This is a genomic window from Sedimentibacter hydroxybenzoicus DSM 7310, from assembly GCF_013403245.1.
Lineage (GTDB): Bacteria > Bacillota > Clostridia > Tissierellales > Sedimentibacteraceae > Sedimentibacter > Sedimentibacter hydroxybenzoicus.
This window is the reverse complement of sequence record NZ_JACBNQ010000038.1, coordinates 1-22,519: the sequence shown is the minus strand read 5'-3', so window position 1 is coordinate 22,519 and position 22,519 is coordinate 1. Positions and strand designations below refer to the sequence as shown.

20 protein-coding genes are annotated in these 22,519 nt (G+C 34.5%); 8 read left to right on the top strand and 12 right to left on the bottom strand.

Going from position 1 to position 22,519, the window contains the following annotated elements:
- Positions 1–213: 213 nt before the first annotated feature.
- From hisD to HZF24_RS17995, 5 genes are all read left to right on the top strand, one after another.
- Positions 214–1,476, top strand: a complete 1,263-nt coding sequence (hisD, locus tag HZF24_RS18015; RefSeq protein WP_179239766.1) for a histidinol dehydrogenase — start codon at positions 214–216, stop codon at positions 1,474–1,476.
- A gap of 32 nt (positions 1,477–1,508) precedes the next feature.
- Positions 1,509–3,002 (top strand): APC family permease, encoded by a 1,494-nt coding sequence (locus tag HZF24_RS18010; protein WP_179239765.1) that lies wholly within the window; start codon positions 1,509–1,511, stop codon positions 3,000–3,002.
- A 317-nt stretch (positions 3,003–3,319) separates the two neighbouring features.
- A complete protein-coding gene (locus HZF24_RS18005) occupies positions 3,320–4,546 on the top strand; it encodes a nucleotidyltransferase (RefSeq protein WP_179239764.1) in 1,227 nt (408 codons plus the stop codon).
- 28 nt (positions 4,547–4,574) lie between these two features.
- Positions 4,575–5,528, top strand: a complete 954-nt coding sequence (locus tag HZF24_RS18000; RefSeq protein WP_179239763.1) for a hypothetical protein — start codon at positions 4,575–4,577, stop codon at positions 5,526–5,528.
- 192 nt (positions 5,529–5,720) lie between these two features.
- Positions 5,721–6,629, top strand: coding sequence for a ribonuclease Z (locus tag HZF24_RS17995; RefSeq protein ID WP_179239762.1), 909 nt, complete (start codon positions 5,721–5,723; stop codon positions 6,627–6,629).
- A gap of 73 nt (positions 6,630–6,702) precedes the next feature.
- Here the strand turns inward: HZF24_RS17995 and HZF24_RS17990 are convergent, their stop codons facing one another.
- The 9 genes from HZF24_RS17990 to HZF24_RS17950 are packed head-to-tail and all read right to left on the bottom strand — an operon-like array spanning position 6,703 to position 15,286.
- Entirely contained in the window at positions 6,703–7,317 is a 615-nt protein-coding gene (locus HZF24_RS17990) for a V-type ATP synthase subunit D (protein ID WP_179239761.1), read from the bottom strand.
- 2 nt (positions 7,318–7,319) lie between these two features.
- Positions 7,320–8,705, bottom strand: coding sequence for a V-type ATP synthase subunit B (locus HZF24_RS17985; RefSeq protein WP_179239760.1), 1,386 nt, complete (start codon positions 8,703–8,705; stop codon positions 7,320–7,322).
- Positions 8,706–8,716: 11 nt separating this feature from the next.
- Positions 8,717–10,486 (bottom strand): V-type ATP synthase subunit A, encoded by a 1,770-nt coding sequence (locus tag HZF24_RS17980; RefSeq protein WP_179239759.1) that lies wholly within the window; start codon positions 10,484–10,486, stop codon positions 8,717–8,719.
- Positions 10,479–11,114 (bottom strand): V-type ATP synthase subunit E, encoded by a 636-nt coding sequence (locus HZF24_RS17975; protein ID WP_179239758.1) that lies wholly within the window; start codon positions 11,112–11,114, stop codon positions 10,479–10,481. Before HZF24_RS17975 ends, HZF24_RS17980 begins: the two co-directional genes overlap by 8 nt.
- Before the next feature lie 9 nt (positions 11,115–11,123).
- Positions 11,124–11,432, bottom strand: a complete 309-nt coding sequence (locus tag HZF24_RS17970; protein ID WP_179239757.1) for a V-type ATP synthase subunit F — start codon at positions 11,430–11,432, stop codon at positions 11,124–11,126.
- A gap of 25 nt (positions 11,433–11,457) precedes the next feature.
- Positions 11,458–11,895 carry an ATP synthase subunit C gene (locus tag HZF24_RS17965; protein ID WP_179239756.1) on the bottom strand — a complete coding sequence of 146 codons (438 nt, stop codon included), beginning with the start codon at positions 11,893–11,895 and terminating at the stop codon, positions 11,458–11,460.
- Positions 11,896–11,924: 29 nt separating this feature from the next.
- Positions 11,925–13,910, bottom strand: a complete 1,986-nt coding sequence (locus tag HZF24_RS17960) for a V-type ATP synthase subunit I (RefSeq protein WP_179239755.1) — start codon at positions 13,908–13,910, stop codon at positions 11,925–11,927.
- Between the two features lie 31 nt (positions 13,911–13,941).
- Complete coding sequence (locus HZF24_RS17955) at positions 13,942–14,967, bottom strand: V-type ATPase subunit (protein ID WP_179239754.1); 1,026 nt, start codon at positions 14,965–14,967, stop codon at positions 13,942–13,944.
- 1 nt (position 14,968) lies between these two features.
- Positions 14,969–15,286: a hypothetical protein gene (locus HZF24_RS17950; RefSeq protein WP_179239753.1), complete on the bottom strand. Its 318-nt coding sequence runs from the start codon at positions 15,284–15,286 to the stop codon at positions 14,969–14,971.
- A gap of 421 nt (positions 15,287–15,707) precedes the next feature.
- Here HZF24_RS17950 and HZF24_RS17945 point away from each other — a divergent pair, with 421 nt between their 5' ends.
- Positions 15,708–16,088 (top strand): DUF2512 family protein, encoded by a 381-nt coding sequence (locus HZF24_RS17945; protein WP_179239752.1) that lies wholly within the window; start codon positions 15,708–15,710, stop codon positions 16,086–16,088.
- 119 nt (positions 16,089–16,207) lie between these two features.
- Here HZF24_RS17945 and HZF24_RS17940 read toward each other — a convergent pair whose 3' ends face one another.
- From HZF24_RS17940 to HZF24_RS17930, 3 genes are all read right to left on the bottom strand, one after another.
- Positions 16,208–17,614, bottom strand: a complete 1,407-nt coding sequence (locus HZF24_RS17940) for a sodium-dependent transporter (protein WP_179239751.1) — start codon at positions 17,612–17,614, stop codon at positions 16,208–16,210.
- A 375-nt stretch (positions 17,615–17,989) separates the two neighbouring features.
- Complete coding sequence (locus tag HZF24_RS17935; RefSeq protein WP_179239750.1) at positions 17,990–19,348, bottom strand: uracil-xanthine permease family protein; 1,359 nt, start codon at positions 19,346–19,348, stop codon at positions 17,990–17,992.
- Positions 19,349–19,552: 204 nt separating this feature from the next.
- On the bottom strand, positions 19,553–20,119 hold the full coding sequence (locus HZF24_RS17930; RefSeq protein WP_179239749.1) for a DUF3841 domain-containing protein: 567 nt from the start codon (positions 20,117–20,119) through the stop codon (positions 19,553–19,555).
- Positions 20,120–20,220: 101 nt separating this feature from the next.
- Between HZF24_RS17930 and HZF24_RS17925 the strand changes: the two genes are divergently transcribed.
- Entirely contained in the window at positions 20,221–21,876 is a 1,656-nt protein-coding gene (locus HZF24_RS17925; protein ID WP_179239748.1) for a flavin monoamine oxidase family protein, read from the top strand.
- 56 nt (positions 21,877–21,932) lie between these two features.
- On the top strand, positions 21,933–22,400 hold the full coding sequence (locus tag HZF24_RS17920; protein WP_179239747.1) for an OsmC family protein: 468 nt from the start codon (positions 21,933–21,935) through the stop codon (positions 22,398–22,400).
- Positions 22,401–22,519: the final 119 nt, after the last annotated feature.

Below are 22,519 nucleotides of genomic sequence, written 5' to 3'. Positions count from 1 at the left end.
TGGTTTTCCAACTGTTTCTCTGTTAAGTTTTCGTAATTTTTGTTACTTGCTGCTGACTTTGTCAGCAGTCTGACAATTACATGGAGTATACTCCATGTAATTGTTTTTTTTTATGTTTTTAAATGTTGACATAAGGTATGCTTTTTATGTTAACTTAATAAACAATAAATATTTAACGTTCAGGAAATCGTTAAATTCTTCAAGGAGGATAGCATGAAATTTTTAAAAAGCCCCGTAAAAAAAGATTACAGTACACAATATTCACTGGAAGAAAAGGTAAAAAACATAATAGATGATGTGAAAACCAACGGAGATGAAGCTTTGATCAAATACAATTTTCAATTTGACGGTAACGACAGAAAGCTTTTGTCGATTAGTAAGGATGAAATAGATAGTGCCTATGAAAAAGTTGACAAGACACTGATAGAATTTATCAAAGCCGCTGCATCCAATATTAAAAAATTTGCTGAAAAGCAAAAGGAGTGCATCAAACCTCTTGATGATTTTGAGACGTCCCCGGGTGTGTTTTTAGGACATCGAATACTGCCTGTCAGCTCCTGTTGCTGCTATGTGCCCGGAGGAGGATATCCCCTATATTCCACAGCTTTGATGCTGGCAATACCCGCAAAGGTAGCAGGTGTAAAAAGAGTTGTCGCCTGCTCTCCGGCATCAAAAGAAACCGGAAGCATTTCTCCATATACTTTAGTAGCCATGGATATAGCCGGAGTGGATGAAATATATTGCGTAGGAGGCGCACATGCCGTCGCTGCATTCTCATACGGCACCTCTCAGATAAAACCCGTTGACATGATAGTCGGTCCCGGAAATCAATATGTTGCGGAAGCAAAGAGGCAATGCTACGGTCAGGTAGGAATAGATTTTATAGCAGGACCCAGTGAAGTTCTCATCATATCGGAAGAAAAGGGAAATCCCTCATATATTGCCGCAGATTTGCTTGCCCAATGTGAACATGACCGACAGTCGAAAGGCATATTTATCACAACCAGCAACAAACTGGCACAGGATGTATCGGTAGAAATTGAACGTCAATTAAATGGGTTGGAAACCAGGGATATAGCTGAATACGCCTGGGAAAACAACGGCGAAATCATCCTCGTATCGTCGATTGAAGAAGCCTGCAGAATATCCGACGAGTATGCTCCCGAACATCTGGAAATACATGTGGAGGATGAGGACCGCACAATTTCCATGCTTAACAATTACGGATCCCTTTTTATAGGCGAATATGCTGCGGAAGTATTCGGAGACTACATATCGGGAACGAACCACACTCTTCCTACAATCAGAGCTTCCAGATACACGGGAGGACTTTATGTAGGCAATTTTTTAAAGGTATGCTCTTATCAGAAAATTAATAAGAAAGGTGTGGACAGCATAGGAAAAGCGGCCGAAGCACTTGCTTTAGGAGAGGGATTATACGCCCATGCGAAAGCTGCCCGTATCAGGCTGGGTTAACGTATATAAATTACAATACAAGGAGGTAAATCATGGAAAAAGATAAGGCAAACGTCCTTATAAGGACAATGGGATTGAAGGAATCAGTCACAATAACGGTAGGTACAGTAATTGGAGTAGGATTGTTTACTGTGGGCGCGAATGCTGTGGGAATATTAGGACCATACATTTTTGTCGCCACTGTGATAGCACTTTTGGTCAGTGTGTACCCTTCCCTGCTTTATGCGGAAATGGGAGCAGCTCTGCCTTTTTCAGGAGGAACATACAATTATGCTACCGAAGGAATTGGACGGCCGGCAGGAATGCTGGCAGGGTGGAATTTTATAATAGCTCTGGTAGCGGTTACAAGCGGTGAAGCATTGGCTTTCAGCTTCTACTTTTCTACATTATTTGAAGCATTGGGCTTATCCATCCCTCTGGGAGATAAAGCCATAGCAGTCATAATCATTTTAATTTTCATATATACCAACTATAAGGGTATTGAAATGACAGCAAGGCTTCAGAACGGATTTATGTTTTTTTTCTGGGGTGTAGCAATTGTTTGGTTTGTTACTATGATACCAAATATTGACTTAAATAACTTCCGACCTTTTATAATGCCTGAAGGTACAAGTGTTACAACATTCATCGGCACCGTGGCATTGGTGTGGTGGTGCTTTGCAGGATTTGAAACCTGCTGCGCCATGGGCGAAGAAATAAAACATCCTCAGATAAATATTCCAAGAGCGATGTTCTTATCTCCCTTTATTGTATTTGCGGTCAATGCAATTTTTCAATGGTTTTTATTGGGTATAGTTCCTTCTGAAGGCCTTGAGTACATCAGTACCTCTGCTGCCCCCTATGCCGACGCCATGAGAACTGCCGGTATTCTGGGATTTCCTTTAGTGCTTTTAGCAGCCGGAATAGCTTTCGGCGGAGACTTTTCAACTCTGAATGCAAGCATAGCGGCTCCCCCAAGATATCTTTTCAGTATGGCGAGAGACGGGGTTGTACCGGGAATTTTTTCTAAAGTCCATCCGAAATATAAAACACCGTATATTTCAGTAATGGTACTTGGCGCCATGTCAATTATATTTATTCTTACGGGTTCGCTTATTTATATAGCCTCCTTGAGCTTATTTGCAGATTTATTTTACTATATAATAGGTATATTCGCGGCTGTTGGATTGAGGAAAAAAAGACCTGATCTTACGAGACCTTATAAGGCTCCGGGCATTATGGCAGGTGCTGCGGTCAGTATAGTGATATATTTAATTATGATGACACAGCTTGAAAAAGATGCCGTAATATTCGGCATAATTTGGAACATCTTGGGCTTAATAGTATACAAGTTATACGCTAAACCTATCAGAAATGAAGATATTCAACTTAGGATAGCTAAACAGGACGAGGCAATAAAGAGTCTGACACCGCCATCTCTGGAGGAAAAAGTCCTATTGGACAAACAATTTAAAACCTGGCGTTCCGTAGTTGCAGCAGCTTGTATTATTTCATCTGTTTTATATCTCATACCATATATATTTTAGAAATGTTTATGTAACTGAATATTCAATCATAAAATATAAAGGTCTGAATTCATCGTTTCCGATGATACAGACCTTTATATTTTATACTGTTTTTATACCTTAATCATGACTATTGCTCATTGAACATGAATTGTCTATGACAAGAGAAGGCACAGGAGACTAATTTAATTATACAACAATTCTGAGATTAATCTGTTCCTGTATTGCTGAATATTTTAACATATTATTTTTTAAATGTTAATCCGGTTCACCATTTTCTTGAAGTTTGGGCAGTTTTGTGGTATATTATGCGCAATGATAAACTGATGGGTGGTATTATGAAAATAACAGGTGTTGTATCTGAATATAATCCTTTTCATAAGGGACATGAATATCAATTGAAGGTTGCACGGGAAAAAACTGCTTGTGACGGTGTTGTTGTTGTAATGAGCGGTAATTTTGTGCAGCGTGGTGAGCCTGCCATAATAGATAAGTACAGACGTGCCGAAGCTGCCATATATGGAGGTGCTGATCTGGTTATTGAGCTACCTGTACCCTTTTCATTTCAGAATGCGGAGATGTTTGCCAATGCTGCCGTTAAAGAGCTGAAAAAAATACCTGTCAGCGATCTGAGCTTTGGTTGTGAAAGTGAGGATGTGGAGCTTTTGAAAAGTATCGCATCTGTTCAATTAAGTCCGAGATTCGGCATTGATATAAAGAAGGAAATGGATAAGGGTTTATCATATCCAAGTGCTTTAACTAATGTGGTTGTTTCAGTACTTGGAACGAGCTCCAACGATGTCATAGGTTCTCCCAACAATGTGCTTGCCATAGAATATATCAAAAGCACCATAAGGCATAAGTTGAATTGTGATTTCGCACCTGTGAAAAGAATCGGCAAGGGTCACAATGATATAACAGTGTCAGGAAGGTATGACAGTGCAACGGCAATAAGGAAAAACATACTGTCAGGCTCGTCAGAGCATATAAATTCTCTCACGGAGAAAAGCAATCAATCAATTAAATCATTTTATAATGAATATAACGGCTTCAACAACCTGAACAATTACCTTGATATAATTTATTATAAAATACTGGAGCTTGGAATTGACGGTTTGAACAATATTTATGAGGTATCAGAGGGTCTGAACAACAAAATATATGAAAATGTGTTTAAGCACAGCAATATAGATGATTTCATCATGTCGCTGAAGTCCAAGCGATATACATATTCAAAACTTAGAAGAATGCTGTTGAATATATTGCTGGATATAAAAAAAGATGACATAAAATCGTTTATGTTAACTGATGTAACTAATTATATAAAGATATTAGCATTTAATGATATCGGCAGAGACATCATCAGGTATGCAAAATCAAATGGTACTGCTGTCATCAACCGTTATTCAGATTATAATAAAAATAATATAAATGCCGAAAAGTCGCCGCTTTTTAAGCTTACGAACAAGACAACAAACATATATTATATTCCTTTTGAAGATAGAAATATAAATGAAGAATACAAAAAAAACGCTAGCTATTTAAACATAATAACCCCTCGTTAACAATAAAATGTTTATGGGGGGTTGTTTTATGTTCAGAAGAAATTTTATTCCTATTTTAATTCTATTATTGATTTGCCTTTTTATTTTAAAGCCTGCTACTGTGTCAGAGGGTGCTTTTAACGGATTAAAAATATGGGGTTACAATATAATTCCGTATCTGTTTCCAATGTCAGTTTTGTCTAATATATTGCTTAAGTATAATTTTATATACAGAGCTTTTGAAAGGTTTTCATTTATATCCAAAAAATTTCTTAAAAATAAATATGCCATGATTCCATATTTTATCAGCTTTGTATCGGGTTATCCTTCCGGTGCAATGACAATAAATACTATGCTTGAAAATAAAAGAATGAATGATAAGGAAGCAAACTATTTGATTTCTTTCACAAATAATTGCAGCTTTCAATTTATTGCGGGAGCCATATCTTTTTCTATGCTTAATAATTTTAATTTATTTAAATATATTGCTGTTCCCCATTTCACAGGTGCAATTATTCTCAGTTTTTTTATTAAAAACAACACTCCTTACAGTTATAACGGAAGAAAAATAATACAATCACAATCTACTTTTCATCAGGCTTTCAGTTCATCAATATACAAGTCTGTAACCGGCATATTGACTGTTGGTGGTGTGATAGTCATATTTTCTGTTTTCTCTAACTTTTTTAATGAAGTTTTAACCTCATTGTCTGATACAATACACCTGAGCCCTTATATTAAAGACATTATTTATTCTTTGATTGTCGGCTCACTGGAACTCACCAACGGCTGCAGCATTGTTTCATCATCTGTGTACGTGCCGTTGGAATTAAAGTTGATAATAATAAATTTCCTTGTAAGTTTTTCGGGTATGTCTGTAATTTTTCAGACCTTTGCAGTTACCGATCAATTTGAATTGGAGCTGAAAAATTATGTTGCATATAAATTTATACTGGGCGTAATATCAGCTCTTATTTGCATTTTAATGATAATTTTAAATTAGCTGACGGATTGTCATCCTGAGCGATAGCGAAGGATCTCAGCTTTTCAAGTAATGAGATTCTTCGGGCTAAAGCCCTCTGAATGACAGATACCATACGCTTCCGTTATATTCATGTCATTGACAAATTATTATTGATAATAGAATAAATAACAGATATAATGGTTAATAAACATAAAAAAACAGGTGATAAAAATGATAAATGTAACATTGATAGGAACAGGAGGAATGATACCTCTTCCCGAGCGGTTTCTTGCTTCCTGCCTGATAGAATACAATGGTAAGTCCATACTCATAGATTGCGGTGAAGGAACTCAGATTTCATTACATAAGGGCAGACTTAGTATGAATAAAATTGACACCATATTGATTACTCATTGCCATGCAGATCATGTGGCAGGGCTTCCCGGGCTTTTATTAACAATAGGAAATCAAGGAAGGACAGAACCGTTATATATTATTGCTCCCAGAGGAAGCACAAAATATATTAATTCACTGTTAATAGTATGCGGATTTCTCCCTTATGAGGTAAGCATTGCTGAGCTTCATGACACTAAGCCACAGGTATTTGAACAAGTCGGGCTCAAAATAACCTCAATCCCGTTAAAACATCATATCAATTGCTTGGGATACAGCCTGGAGCTTTCTTTAAAGCCTCATTTCCAGCCTGATATAGCTAAAAAATTAAATATTCCGGTTAAATTTTGGAAAAGCTTACATAACGGGAACAGTGTAGAAGTTGATGATAATATTTATACTCCCGACATGGTTTTGGGTGAACCGAGAAAACCCATTAAAATTTCCTATGTAACAGATACCAGGCCGGTTAAGCATATCAAAGACATAGTTATGGAATCTGATTTATTCATATGTGAGGGAATGTACGGAGAGGATGAGCAGCTTGATAATGCCAAGGAAAAAATGCACATGATATTTTCGGAGGCTGCAACAATCGCAAAGGATGCACATGTAAAGGAGCTGTGGCTTACACATTTCAGTCCATCCATGAACAGACCTGAGGATTTTATAGGGTATGCTAAAAATATATTTCCTAACGTTAAAATAGGCAGAGATCTGATGGGTACAACGTTGAAAAGCAATTAAAAACGAACATTGAACAATGAACAGTTAAAGAAGGGAATTATGCGAGTGCATAATTCCCTTTTTTACTTAATTACTATTTTTTACCTTTCAGGCGTTTTAATCTGAAAAAATCTTCTCTTTCTTTTTCTTCAAGAACTTCCTGTATATATTTAACCATTTCTTTATATTTCGGAATTTGAACATATTTTAAAGCATTTGTTCTTTTTTTGGTTTTTTCTATTTCCTTAGCCAGTTTAAATACTGAATTTTCTACTTCGGCCAATTCATATATTTTTTCTTTTACCACTTCAAATTTTTGTCTCGCCTCATCAAGTGACGCATTTGAATTATAAAATCCGTAGGCGGGATTGAATCCGTCGTCAGCCTTATGCTTGATGGTGGGGATATCAATACCCATAACACTTTTTAACAAAATATCATAGGTCGCTTCCTTAGGTATGCTGTAAGTCATATCTTCTACATTTTTAACACCAAGGGTTACATTGGCTTTTTGCAATATTCCGTAAGCTTCCTCAAGAACCTCATAAATTTCATTATGCATGCTTCTCGCCTTATTTACGAATACCATCATTTCCTTGATGAGAACATTCCTTTTTTTATCAAGCAGCTCAAACCCTTTAATAGAAAGCACCAAGGATGACTTAGCTTTTATTAAGTTCGATTTAGTAGGTGCAACCAATACAGCCATAACTATCTCTCCCTGTTATAATCGTAGTATTTCTCTATTAATTCTGTCTTCATACGGTCAAGCTCTGTAACAGGCAGAATTGATAAGATATGCCATCCTAAATCTAAAGTTTCATTAATGCTTCTGTTCTCATTCTTACCCTGAGCGATGAACTTACCTTCTAATTCACGGCCAAAGTCTAAATATAGTCTGTCTATATCACTTAAGTCATCTTCACCTATAATCTGAGATAAGCTTCTTATATCCTGTACCTTTGAATAAGATGCATAAATCTGGCTCTGTAAATCTGCATGGTCCTCTCTCGTATACTCCGCTCCGATACCGTCCTTCATAAGACGTGAAAGTGACGGAAGTATATCTATAGGAGGATAAACACCCTTTTGATTTAATTCTCTGTTTAAAACCACCTGTCCTTCTGTTATGAAGCCTGTTAAGTCAGGTATAGGATGTGTTATGTCATCATTAGGCATCGTCAGTATAGGAATAAGTGTTATTGAACCCTCACGGCTCTTAAGCATACCGGCTCTTTCATAAATAGTTGAAAGGTCGGAATATAAGTATCCGGGATAACCCTTACGTGAAGGAACCTCTTCTCTTGCTGATGATATTTCACGAAGTGCTTCAGCGTAGCTCGTCATATCCGTTAAAACAACAACCACATGCATATTTAAAGTAAATGCAAGATATTCTGCTGCGGTAAGAGCACATCTCGGAGCAGAAATTCTTTCTATTATAGGGTCGTCGGCAGTATTGATGTACATAACAACGTGATCCAAAACTCCTGCAGTTTCAAAGCTCTTCCTGAAATAGTCCGCATCGTCATGTCTTACTCCCATTGCTCCGAACACAACCGCAAAGTTATCGCTGGTAGCTCCCTTAATCTTTGCCTGCTTTACTATCTGAGCAGCCAATTCGTTATGAGCCATACCGTTACCGGAGAATATAGGAAGCTTCTGACCTCTGATTAATGTCATTAAAGCATCAATGGCGGAAAAACCCGTTTGTATAAAGTTTTTGGGATATCTTCTTGCAACAGGGTTTATTGGTCTTCCGTTAATGTTTTCTCTCTCTGTGGAAATAACCTGGTACACTCCGTCTATAGGCTCACCTACACCATTAAATGTTCTTCCCAATATTTCCTTTGACAATGGAATCTGCAACGGTTTACCGGTAAATTTAACAGAAGCATTGTCGGTAGAAATACCTGCAGTACCTTCAAATACCTGTGCTATTACTTTATCGCCTTCAATTTTTATTATCTTTCCTGTTCGGACTTCCTCATTATCGACCTTGATGTTAATTGTTTCTCCATAGGAAGCGTCTTCAATTCCGGAAAGAATTATTAGTGGGCCTTCAATCTTTTCTAATTTTAAATATTCTTTTTTCATCTAAACACTCCCTATTCATACTTTTGTCTTAAGTCATTAAATGCTTTTATTATATTTTCATTTAAAACATCCAATAACTCTAATTTATCATTTGGAATGTCATATTTAATCTTCAATATATCCTGAATTACGGCTTCCTTTCTGATTACAGATATAGGAATACCTATTTTTACACATTGAAGAGCTTCTTCATAGAATGTATCTATGCATTTAAGCATTTTGTATTGTTTTTCCAAGGTAACGTAGGAATCCTCAGAATGAAGAGCATTTTGCTGTAAAAATCCTTTTTTAATCATTCTTGCGGTTTCCAATACCAATGCCTGATCGTTCGGAAGCACATCTTCACCGACAAGCTGTACTATTTCGTTAAGCTTTTCATCCTCCTGTAAAAGCACTATCATTTTATGTCTCAGGTTAAGCAGATTGGATGAAACATTTTGATCATACCAGTCGCTTAACATATCAACGTAGCCTGAGTAGCTTGTAAGATAGTTTATAGCAGGATAATGTCTTGCATACGCAAGCTTTTTATCGAGTGCCAGGAACCCGGTTACGAATCTTTTTGTGTTTTCGGTTACCGGTTCTGAGAAGTCTCCGCCCGGAGGTGATACCGCACCTATAATTGTAATTGATGCTTCCTGTCCGTTTAATGTTTTAACACAGCCGGCTCTTTCATAGAATTCCGCTAATCTTGAAGGCAAATATGCAGGGTATCCTTCTTCTGCAGGCATTTCTTCAAGTCGTCCGGAGATTTCTCTGAGTGCCTCTGCCCATCTAGATGTAGAATCCGCCATTATGGCAACATCGTATCCCATATCTCTATAGTATTCAGCCATCGTAATACCTGTATATATACTTGCTTCACGTGCCGCAACCGGCATGTTTGAGGTATTGGCAATAAGCACGGTTCTTTCCATCAACGGTCTGTTTGTTCGCGGGTCTATCAGTTTAGGGAATTCTTCCAAAACATCCGTCATTTCGTTTCCACGTTCTCCGCAGCCGATGTATACAATTATATCAGCGTCACTCCATTTTGCCAATTGATGTTGAGTAACAGTTTTTCCTGTTCCAAAACCACCGGGAAGTCCGATTGTACCGCCCTTTGCTATTGGATAAAAGCTGTCTATAACTCTTTGACCGGTGATTAACGGCTTGTAAATCGGCAATCTTTCCTTTATCGGTCTTTGCCTTCTGACAGGCCACTTTGTACATAAGGTTAAATCTACTGTTTCCTTATTATCTTTTTCTAAAACAACAATTATATCGTTTAAAGTATATTCACCGCTGTTTTTAACTTCTGTCACGGTTCCTTTAACATTGTAGGGAACCATGACCTTGTGAAGGATTCTATGAGTTTCCTGAACAGTTGCATATACATCGCCCGCATTTAATTTATCGCCGGCCTTTACTGTAACAGTTACATCCCATTTTTTATTTTCATCAATAGATATCAATCCGATTCCTTCAGGTATGAAATCCTTGCTCATACCTTGAATTCTTTCTAACGGTCTTTGAATTCCGTCAAAAATATTGCCTATCATACCCGGTCCTAAGGTAACTGATAACGGAGTACCTGTAGAATAAATAATTTCTCCGGCTTTTAATCCTTCAGTTTCCTCATAAACCTGTACGGTGGCTATGCTTCCTTCTATTGAAACGACTTCACCTATTAACTTCTGTTTACCTACCGTAACCATCTCATGAACCTTAAACGAGCCCATATTGAGACCTTTAACAACAGGTCCGTTTATTGAACTAACTATTCCTTCAATATTAGCCATTATAATCACCTACCTCTAATGCTTCAAATATTGTCTGCATAATATACATTTTGTTATCCTCAACAACAGCATTGATAGATGAATCTATCTTAATATTTTTTTCTTTTATTTCAGCTGCCAGACCACCTTTTATATCCGGATTTGGCTTAAAGCTTATATTGAAGTTAGATTCTTTGTTTATTTCCGCTTTTACAAAATCACTGTATTTATCTATATCATTTTTAGACAGATATATTAATAAATCGCAGTTTTCATAGCTTTTAATCTCAGCAACAATTTTTGATATTATATTTGACAAATAAGATTTATACTCTTTTGATTGAACAAATTCTACTAATTTTTCATTGAATTTATCCATAAAAATTACATAATATTTTTCTTTTAATGCCATAATATCTTTTTTTATGATTACTTTTGATTTACTTAAGCTTTCTGCACGTCTTGTTTCTGCTTTTTTTCTTGCCTTTTCTTCTATTTCTTTTACTTCTTTATCCGTATCAGCCATGGATTTTTGAGCTTTGGATTCATAAATATCTTCTAAATCCTTTAATTCATCCTTTAACTTACCGTCCATTGATTGATTAAGAAGCTTGTAAAAAAGTTTTATTTTTTCTTCCATCGTAACCATAAATCACCTCTATATATGAATGCCAACAGAATCTCTAATATAATTTTTTATGGCATTATATTCTCTGATAGAGCCATGTCTATCAGGAATTTCTATGATTAAAGGAGTTTTAGATTTTAACTTATACTCATAATATTCTTCTTTAATCATATCAACTATCTTTTCTGTAAGAATTAAAATTCCTATATCTTGATTCTTCACAGATTCTTTCATTACTTTTAATGCATTTTCTCTGTCTTTGACAATGACGCCATCAATACCGACTAATCTTAGTCCAACCCAAGTATCTCTGTTATCACTTATTAAAAAAGATCTCATATTTCATCTCTTTTCATCATTAATATTAAACGAATAGTATTAAGATTGATATAATCATACCATAAATAGCAATACCTTCAGCCATACCAACGAAAATTAATGTTTTACCAAGTATTGAAGCATCCTCAGATACTGCTCCAACCGCCGAAGAACCAACAGATCCAACCGCAAGTCCAGTGCCGATTGTAGCAAGACCTGTAGATAATGCTGCCGCTAAATATTTAAATCCTTCACCCATTGAAATTCCTGCTGATGCCGCAGCTTCAGTTACAGTTTCCGCAAATGCGTTTCCGCCTGTTATTGTTGATATGATAGCACCTAACATTACTAATGAAAATGCTGAAACAGTTGTTAATATTGCTTTTTTAATACTTCCTTTTTTACCTTTTTTCATTGATTTATAACCATAAATGATGGTTCCTGCAGAAATTGCAGCTGCTAATAAAATAGATAATATTTGCATAATGATCTCCTTAATTTGTTTTGTTTTAATTAGCTTAATTTTATTGGTTTAAATTCTACTCCGCCGCCTTCAAAATATTTACTGAACATTTCATAATATTGAAGACGAAGACCTTGTATAAATACTATTAATCCTTCTAATGTAAGAATTAATATATTACCTAATACTAAAATAAGTATTTTAGCAAACGGATTCGTTACAACTTGCGACATAACTAAGAATGCCAAGAATAATCCCGCATGGTTTAATGCAAAAGCGCCTACACGGACAAATGAAATCGCATTACTCAAAGCATTTAATATTGTTTCAATTCCTTCAAATATAGCCTCGGTAAAATAAGCCCCCGCACCATGATGGAATAAAGGTCTTTGCTTTAATAGCATGTTCGTGATAGGTTCTTTTAAAACCATTATTACTAAGCTTAAAAGAAGGGTCGTAACCGGTACACTTGTTGGTACGCCAATTATTCCTGTTAATGAAACTAATGTAAGCACTAAGCTCATAAAGAATAAATAACCTGCAACACCATTTTTGCCAAAAATACCTTCTTCAATATCATTTTTTCTAAGAGCATTAATAACTCCAAAGATAAATGATACTGTAAGAACTATGATACCGAATAAAACACCCACAGCAAGGATTGACGGAATATTTTTCGGAGCCAGCGGTCCACCGTCCAATAAGCTTGGAAGCCACGGCAGTTCGTGTTTTTCCAGACCGAATAAACTTCCGTATACAAATCCGAATGCTATTGAAAATCCACCTAATCTCATTAATATTTGACCGGGTGCCGGCATTTTTTTAGCTAATAATAATCCACCTAAGAAATAGACAAGTCCTTGTCCAATATCTCCAAACATTATACCCCAAGCCAGGCAATAGGAAATTGCTAAGAATGGTGTCGGGTCAATTTCGTTATAAGCCGGAAGACCATACATTTTCACGATCATCTCAAACGGCTTAGTAAACCAATTGTTTTTTAATTTTGTCGGAGGTACAACCATATTACCAAATTCACTCGCTGTTTTTTCATTTATTAAATACTTGTCTGTTACCTTGGATATAGATTGTTCAATTTTTACTTTGTCGTCTTCATTTACCCATACATCCAAGACGAATGATTTGTTGCTGAAATCGGCTCTTTGTTCTAACTCAGCAATTTTATCCTCCAGCTTGAATACATTATAAATTCTGAACAGTTGTTTTTTTATGTTCTCTTTTCCTTGTTCTATTGAAGCCGACAGTTCCTCAATTTCCTTTTTGTAATTACTTACCTTTATATCAATTTTCTCGAGCATTTCTGAAACAGTACAGCATATATCACTTGGAATAACCAAGCTGTTCCAGTTAAGTGTTTTTAATAAGTTTTCCGTTTCTTCCCTGAATTGTTTAGGATATATAATCATATATAAATCTTCTGAAGATGATTTTATAACACCCATTTTAAGTACAATTGCACTTAAATTTTCATAATTTCTTTTCAATCTCACTCTGTTTTCAATTGAAAACGAACCAATTTCATAATCAAAATAATTTAAATTGGAAATCTTATTTAATTCAACACTTTTATCCGTAATACTGTCAATTTTTTCTCTTAACTCCAAAAGCTCTTCAATTTTTTGCTTCTTTTCATTTATACCGTTTACTCTCTCACCGATAGAAGCACTTATAAGTGACAAATCCTTGCGTGCATCTTCATAACCGTAATCATTATTCAAAAGAAGATTTTTATCAATTTTAAGCTCCAAATCCAAACCACGGCTTAATTGTTCTACAATCGTTAAACAGTCGCTGCAGCTGTTGTGAATGTTATTTGGGTCAACCATATTATAAATAGGAGCACCAACAATTTCAGACTCATATTTATGAACAACTAAGTGATTATTATACGCAGCGCTGTTTTCTACGTTTAAATTTAAATGGGCACTTTCGCAAAAAATTAATTCTTTAAATATATCATGCATATTATCTAAAGAACCAACTATTTTCATAAGCACCATTTTTTCTATAGCCATCTAAAGCCTCCTCCCTTCGTTATATCATGCATTATATCTTATATGCTAAATATTCTTTTAGCTTTTCCTTAGGAACCTGGTACTGTATTCCCTCTGTGACTGATGTTAAATCATTTACAATAATATTAAGTAAATAAATAAATGCTAATGCAGTTCCAATGTTATTATAATTATTCTTTTTAAAATAATTTAACATATAAGAATCTATTACAACGTTAATGTCATCAGCTGCATTTTTGAAAAAGTCATATCTCAAATAATCATTAGTTAATTTTTTAAATTCATCTAAGGTTGAATAACAAAGCTTTCTTAACCTGTTATATCCCAAAGTTCTGCCACCTTCCAAGCTGTATATAAATATCTCTTCCGGTGATATTTGATAAAATTTTAAAGCTCTGTAAATCCATTGGATATTTAGCAAATCAATGTTTAATCCAATTATTTCTATTGCGGCCTTCATATCCTCTTTTTTCAATTTGCTTGCCTTCTCACATATTACCTTGTATAAGGCAACATACATTTTCATTTCGATATGAAATTCTCTTTGAATGGCTATTTCTTTTGTAAGATTTCGTAAGCTGTTATAATAAAGAGTGCCTTTTAATTTTTGAATAAATTGATCTATGTTTTTGCTTGTGAGCAAATCATCAAAGTCTAAATTAGTAAAAATCTTTGAGTGTACAAATCTTTGTTCAATACCCTCCAAGCTTTCCTCTCTTGACAATTTCCTCAAAATTAAACTTAGATCCTTTATTTCGCCTTCCACAAGAACCGCTTTAATAAAGTCCTTATAAGGTCCCGAAAAATAATGAAGTAAATTCTCCACTTCTAAAGTTTTAAATTTCTCCAAGACAGTTTCAAGATTGTTTCTGTCTAAGTTACTAATTTCAATGTCTTTAAAAGCTTTGCCGAATTCTTCATTTTCTTTGAGATGATTTATTAAGGCATCAACTGTAGGACTGTCTAAAAATTTTTCCCATGTTGACTTATTTAATATGCGACCTTTTTTTGTTGCAATTTTTGTTTCCAAAGCATAATATGCCATGTTAGGGTTCATATTACCCCTCCAGTACAAATAACTTGTTAAATATTTTTTCAACCAAATCCTTTTCTGATTTCTTGTATAGTTTTTCTATTTCTTCAGAAATTTTAAGGATTTTTGATTCCTGAGCCAGCTCATTTTCATGAATGAAATTTTCTGTCTCTTCTGCTAATTGCTGAGCCTTATTCTTAGCATCATTTAGCTTTTCAATTCGATAATCTTGTATCGTTTTTTCGTATTCTTGCTTTTTTTTCAACAATAATTGTTCATTTTTTGTCTTGTTGTCAAAAGCTAAAGAATCAATCTCAATAATTTGATCAATTATCTCCTTCAAACAATCACTCCTTGTCTAATAATTTGCATATGGCAATATTATAACACCCTTTATATTTCAGTTCAAATAATGAATGTACATAATTTAACATTATAATGCTCTATTTATAAGAAAAAACATTATTAAGAGTAATTTACTCTAAAATCCTCAATATTCCTTTCATTATCTCTATTTTTGATAAAAAGCTCACAAATATATTAACAAAATTTTAATGTTTGTTAATTGTTTAACGTTTTTTGTTAAATTTATATCGCATTTTTAAATCAGTAGTTAATATTATATTTACTTTTATAAAACAAATGATACCTTTGACGGTAAATAAGCTTTTAATTTTCTCTTACCATGATAATCAACGTATATTATTTAAAATATCGTTAAAAATAACCGTAACCATAAAATGTAACTAAATAAGGAGAAAAATATGAGAACAACACTTGTCATATTAGCTAAGTTTTTAATAACATTAGTTGCCTCATGGGTGTCTTTTATCATAATTGACGTTAATTCTTTTGAAATGGTGTTAATGGTTGCGATAGCAGGAACTGTTATTAACTATGCATTAGGAGATTTAGTAATATTACCGTCCATGGGTAATGTTATTGCGGCAGTTGGAGACGGTATTTTAGCAGCAGCAACAGCCTATTTATTTGATATGTTTTCATACAATTTTATAACCAGTGCAACGGGATTAATTATTTTCGCAGCCATAATCGGAACATGCGAATATTTCTTTCATATTTACTTAATAAAGGACGACAAAGTTCAACCAAATGAATTTCACAGGGAACCCCCATTAGAATAAAAGATTCATTTATAACTATGGGCGATTAAGCTTAAAATCTCTTAATCGCCCATATTGATATTTTTTTATTACCCTTATTCAATGTTAAGAATTTATATCCTAACTATATAGGAATATAATTATAGTTTCTTAGAGAAAATAGCTAACACAGCTATCAAAGCAAGTCCGAATATCATTAAGCCTGTTTGTTCAATAGCCATAATACCAACTACAGCAACAATAGCAATAGCTAATGGTGCTACGTATTTAACCACATTATACCAAAGACCAAACAATTTGAATGTTGTAGTTCCGCCATTTGTAAATTCTTTTTCAAGGTCTTCTCTCTTAACGAACCAACCGGTGTATACAGCTATTAACAAGCCTCCGATTGCCAAGAATATCTTATCAGTAAGAATATCGAAGAAATCAAAGAATCCTACTCCTAATAGCTTAACGCCGGACAATGCTCCCATTGACAATGATGATAGAACGCACAATACTAACATAACTGCTGCAGTTCCATAAACAGCTTTCTTTCTTGTCATCTTTCTTTCGTCTATCAAGTATGCTACAACAACCTCTAATAATGAAACTGATGAAGTTAATGCCGCAACTGTAAATGCAATGAAGAACACCAATGAAATAAATATACCTATTGTTCCCATTTCAGCGAAAACAGTCGGTAATACTATAAATACCAATCCAGGACCGGCTGTCGGTTCGAATCCGTATGCAAATAATGCCGGGAATATAGCAATTCCTGCCAATAAAGCACAACCTGTATCCATAAAAGTTACTGTAACCGCACTACCCGGAAGAGATTCTTTTTTATCAAGGTAACTACCATATGTAATCATACATCCCATACCTAAGCTCAACGAGAAAAATGCCTGACCCAAAGCAGCTAAGAAAGTTTGACCTGTTACTAAGGACCAATCAGGCTTAAATAAGAATTCTATTCCTGCAAATGCTCCCGGCAACATAAGATTTCTTACAGCAATAACAACAAATAATATAAACAGTGTAGGCATCAATACTTTTGAAGCCTTTTCAATACCGCCGGAAATACCTTTAGCAACTATAACTACGTTTAGCAAAAGGAATATTACGGTCCAAATAAGCGGTTGAACCGGGTCAGAAATGAAAGCACCAAAAACTCCCTCAATTGCACTTGCATCACCCAATAAGCCTGTAACAGTTTTTAAAATATAAGCTGCAGACCATCCTCCAACTACAGGATAGAAACCCATTATAAAGAATGCACTAACAACACCTAAAACACCGGTAAATGTCCATCTTTTATCAGCAGATTTAAATGCTCCTACTGCTGCAAGACCGGTATTTCTACCTAGTACAAGCTCTGCTATCATAATACTTAGTAATAAAAACGTACATACTAAATAAATAATTAGGAATGCTCCTCCGCCGTTTGAACCTGTTAAATACGGGAATCTCCAAATGTTGCCAAGACCTACTGCCGAACCAGCTGCCGCCAGTATAAATCCAAGCTTGGATCCCCATTTCTCTCTTTGATTATTTTCCATTAAATATACCTACCCTTCCTTTCCATAAATATTATTCCAAATAAAATATTTCAGTATCACGCATATCAAATTAATAAAAATGCTATCCTCCTTATTAAAAAATACATGAAAACGTAAACACTGATAAATTATTATAATACAAAATTTTACTTTTGTAAATACATAAATTTGAAAATTAAAATAATTAAATGTTTAACAATTTAATTGAAATTTCAATAGTTCATATAAAAAAAATTAAACTTGAGAGTAAAAGATATTAATAATTAATATTAACTAATTTGAATTTTATGATAATTAAATAAGGATTTTAAGTAAAAAACTTAAAATCCTTTAAGCGTCATAAAATAGTAAGTTGTTGAAAAAGTTAATGGTATGTTATTTATTGTTTCCTATTGAAAGCATCAAGTTCAACACTATGCCTACAACTGCCGCAGTAGCGATTGCAGGTATTTCTATTCCAAACATTGGTATCATACCGCCATCAAATCCAAAGCTTCCGCCAAGACCTACTATAAGTATGATGGCTATAACTGCTAAATTCTTTGAGTTAAACATATCTACTTCTTTATCCATCATAATTGTAATACCTTGAGCCGCTATTACACCGAATAAATAAATTGACAAGCCGCCTATTACACAAGTCGGTATTGAATAAATAATATTGATCAGAGGTGTAAAGCATGAAATTACCATTGTGAAAACCGCCGCTAACATTAAAACATGAATAGAAAAGTTTTTAGAAATTGCCATGGCACTGATATTTTCACCGTAATTTGTCCCTGCAGGTCCTCCTATAAAGCCGGAAATAATATCTCCTATACCATCACCGATTAAATTTAATCCCAGTTTATTTTCTATATCATATTCTTTATTTGAACCCTTTTTTCTTGCCAAGTCATTTACGTAAATATGTAATTGATATACGTGTGCTGTTGATTCCGGTATTGTTGCAATAGCTATAGGCATTATCGCTATAATTGCCATCATAGACGGTTTAGGCAATGTGAATGTTGGAAGATTAAGAACTCCTGCCGATTGAACAGTATTAAAGTTTATAAATTCAATTCCCGTTACTCCCCCTATTACTGCTGCCGCTACATAGCCTGTAACTAAACCAAACAATATGGGGAGCTGGCTTAATCTTCCTTTTAAATAAACAGAATATAATATAGTGGATAACATCGTAATAATTGCTATAACCCATGCCATGCCTCCGGCGGTTTGAAGCTGGGTATCAGCCAATCCTGCAGGCACTGCAGCTGCATTAGTCATTGCATTTGCAGCAAGAGAAAGTCCTATAATTATTGCTATACTTCCCGTCACTGTTGCAGGAAGAACCTTGTCTATTTTATCCTTACCTGAACGTTTAATAACATAGCCGGCTATAATTGATACAAAACCGGACATGATAATACCAAATTGAGCAATTGATATTTTATCGTTTAAAGTATATCCCGCAAAGGCTTCTGCGCTCATTATTGAAGCAATTGCAGCTATATAGGAAAAGCTTGAACCGTAATAAAGAGGAATTTGTCTTCCTGTCACTAATATGAAACCTAATGTTGCAAGACCACTTGCAAATATTGTAGTTGACACGTGAAAGCCGGTGATCAACGCAACTAACACTGTTGCCGGAAACATAACCACAATTTGTTGTAATGCAAAGAATATAAGTCCAATAATCGGTGGACGTTCGTCCGGTAAATAACCAAATACTTCATTTTTTGTTGACATAAATACCTCCATTGATTAACCTAACCGCGTAAAAAAATCCTGAGCAGACCGTCAGGATTATTATACACACAAAAAACTTTCATATTCACATCTTGACGGCATCGCGGTACCGAGTTAAAGATTATTTTTTTAAAATATAACATAAACAAGCTTTTCTGTCAATGACATATTTTTACAAATTCAACCTCAATCGACAATAAAATTTTACTTATCGTATAAAATATCTTTTATCATTTCAGGTCGTATTTCCCAAATATTTGCCTGCACTCTGAATATATCCCACTTGTCAATGTCAAATATTCTATGCCAGCTTTCCATTACTCTTCTTTTTTCTTCAGGGTAAAGATGCGATGTTTTATCATCTAAAAACGAGAACGAATTGGCAAAGCCCTTTTTCGCAATATCTTCAGTATATTCCCTTTCGTCGTTTTCATCTTTAGGTACATAGTGATGATTTAATACATAATCCCATTTTGCTCCGTCAAAATATATTACTTCATTTTCATTTGCTTCGATAATATATACAATTTCATCTTTGGTAGGTCTCAACATATTTTCTTCACTAACTGAACACCATATAGGAAACTCTACTCCTTCCGGCTTGGGAACTTTTTTCTCAGCTTGATTCACAAACCATGAATACAAATTAATAATATAATCCGATATTTCTTCAAATTTTTTATCTAAATGATTTTTTTCAATTCTTATTACGCCATTCTCTTTTAACTCATCTAAACTTTTAATATGTTGTCTTGTCCATAGCTTTACCATATTGCCTCCACAAAATAAATGTTTGGAATTAAAAAATCTTTATTTAATATATATTATTATAACACCAACAATCAAATATTACCATATAAAGGGGAATTTTTATGTCCGTTCAAAACGCTTTTTATAATCCCACGAGCGAACAAAGACATGAGCTTTTAAAGGAAGCTTTAATTAATGCCGGAAGAACTGAAGACTATGAAAATATAATTGAACTACTTGGTCCGGGACCTGATATTTTAGAGCTTGCTTCTGCAGATTCTTTAAAAGATTACAAAATAGGAGTTATCGGAGCCGGACTGGCAGGCTTATCGGCTGCATATGAGCTCAGGAAGCTTGGAGCATCTATAACTGTTTATGATGCTGAGGATAAAAGAATAGGCGGAAGAATTTATACTCACTATTTTAACAAATCAACCGAATATTTCAGTGAATTGGGAGCCACAAGAATACCAATTTCTCATGAAACATCCTGGCACTACATAAATTTATTTAATCTTAATACCAGCTCCATGGTTTCACCTGATTCTAACAACTTTTTATATACAAATAATATAAGGATGAGACGGAGCTTTAGCAGCATAGAAATAGAAGAATTTCTTTATCCCTTGTATAATTTGACAGAAAAGGAAAGAAATACGCCGTGGCCGGAATTGGTAAGTTATGCTGACAATACTTTGTTAAACAATTTGACACCAGGACAGCGAAGTGAAATTCTAAAGATACTTCCGCAATATTCTAACCAATATGCTCAGCTTACTAAGATGAGTACCAACAATGTTTATGAAAGCTTAGGGCTAAGCCAAGGGTTTGTAAATCTATTATGTGCCGTAAATCCTATAGCCGCCGTATTGCTTAATTTAAGTTATAACGAAACAATATCAGGTATTTATTCACTTGATTTTTTTAGCATATACAGAATATCCGAAGGGATGGTTAAGCTGCCTTTAGCATTTATAAGCTCATTGATTAATAATAATCCTCCTGAATTACGCAATCAAGCGCTAGGAAAGGTTATTATCAAATTTGGTCATGCAGTAGATGGAATATTTTTTTCATCAGATAATTTTATAAATTTGCAGTATACTGATCCGAAAGGAACTAAAACATCAGAATCCTTTGACTTGGTAATTTGTACAATTCCTTTTTCAATTTTGAGAGAATTTAATATTAATCCATATTTTAACGATACAAAAATGCAGGCTATAAGAGAGTTAAATTATCTTGATGCACAAAAGACCGGCATATTATTTAACAAAAGATTTTGGGAAGAAAATGAGCCTTATGGTAACATTAACGGAGGTATTTCTTATACAGATCTTATTATTCAATCTATCATTTATCCCCTCTATATAAGAGGTGAAAAACCGGATGATTATTCTTATAATGAGCCGGGTACTATAGTTGCTTCATATAATATAGGGGCTGATGCAACGAGATTGAGTAATCAAAATAGTTACAGAAGATTTGAAAAAATAAAACAAGACGTGGAAAAAGTACATGGTTTACCAAAAGGATATCTGGATTTATTAATCGAAGATTATAAAACAGTTCATTGGAATTCGGAGCAATGGTCCAGAAGTGCTTTTTCGGCAGGATATCCCGGTCAGAAAATAAACTTTGCTTATTCTATGATTCAGCCGGAATATAACAATAGATTATATTTTGCAGGCGAACACATTTCAACTAAACCGAGATGGATACAAGGCAGCTTACAGACAGGTAAATGGGTTGCAAATCAAATAGCAATGAGTATATGATGCATAATTTATCCGTCTTTATTTATACTAATCGTATAAAGCAATGGAGGCGAATAATGGGAATTAAAACAATCAAAACCGAATTAAAATCAGCCGGTGGTACTTATAAGATTGAATGTACTGCTCGAAATAAAACTTTTATATTAGATGAACCGGAAGAATTAGGCGGATCTAATGGAGGAATGAATCCCGGAGAGGCACTTCTTTCTGCACTCGGTGGCTGCAAATATATTGTTGCAAAAATGTTTTATCAAAAATTCGATATTAACTTAATAAAAATAAACATTGAAATGGAAGGCGAAATTGATCTTGATGCTTTAACTAATAAAGCAAACGGTAATAACAAAAATCAAGATATAAGAGTCGGTTTTACTAAAATTACAACAAGATGGTTTGTTGACGCAAATAACACAAAGGAAGAAATAGAAAAATTCATAAGCTTCGTAGACGCTCATTGTCCAATGCTGGATACAATGAGTAATCCTCCGGAATTTATAACCGAAATTTGCGGTAAAAAATCATGAGCAATGGGATTAGGACATAAAAATGGTGACGATACGTCACCATCAGGTTATTGACAAACCCGCTAAAAATTAGCGGGTTTTCATAATAATTAAGGAAAGACACATGAAAAATCAATCTT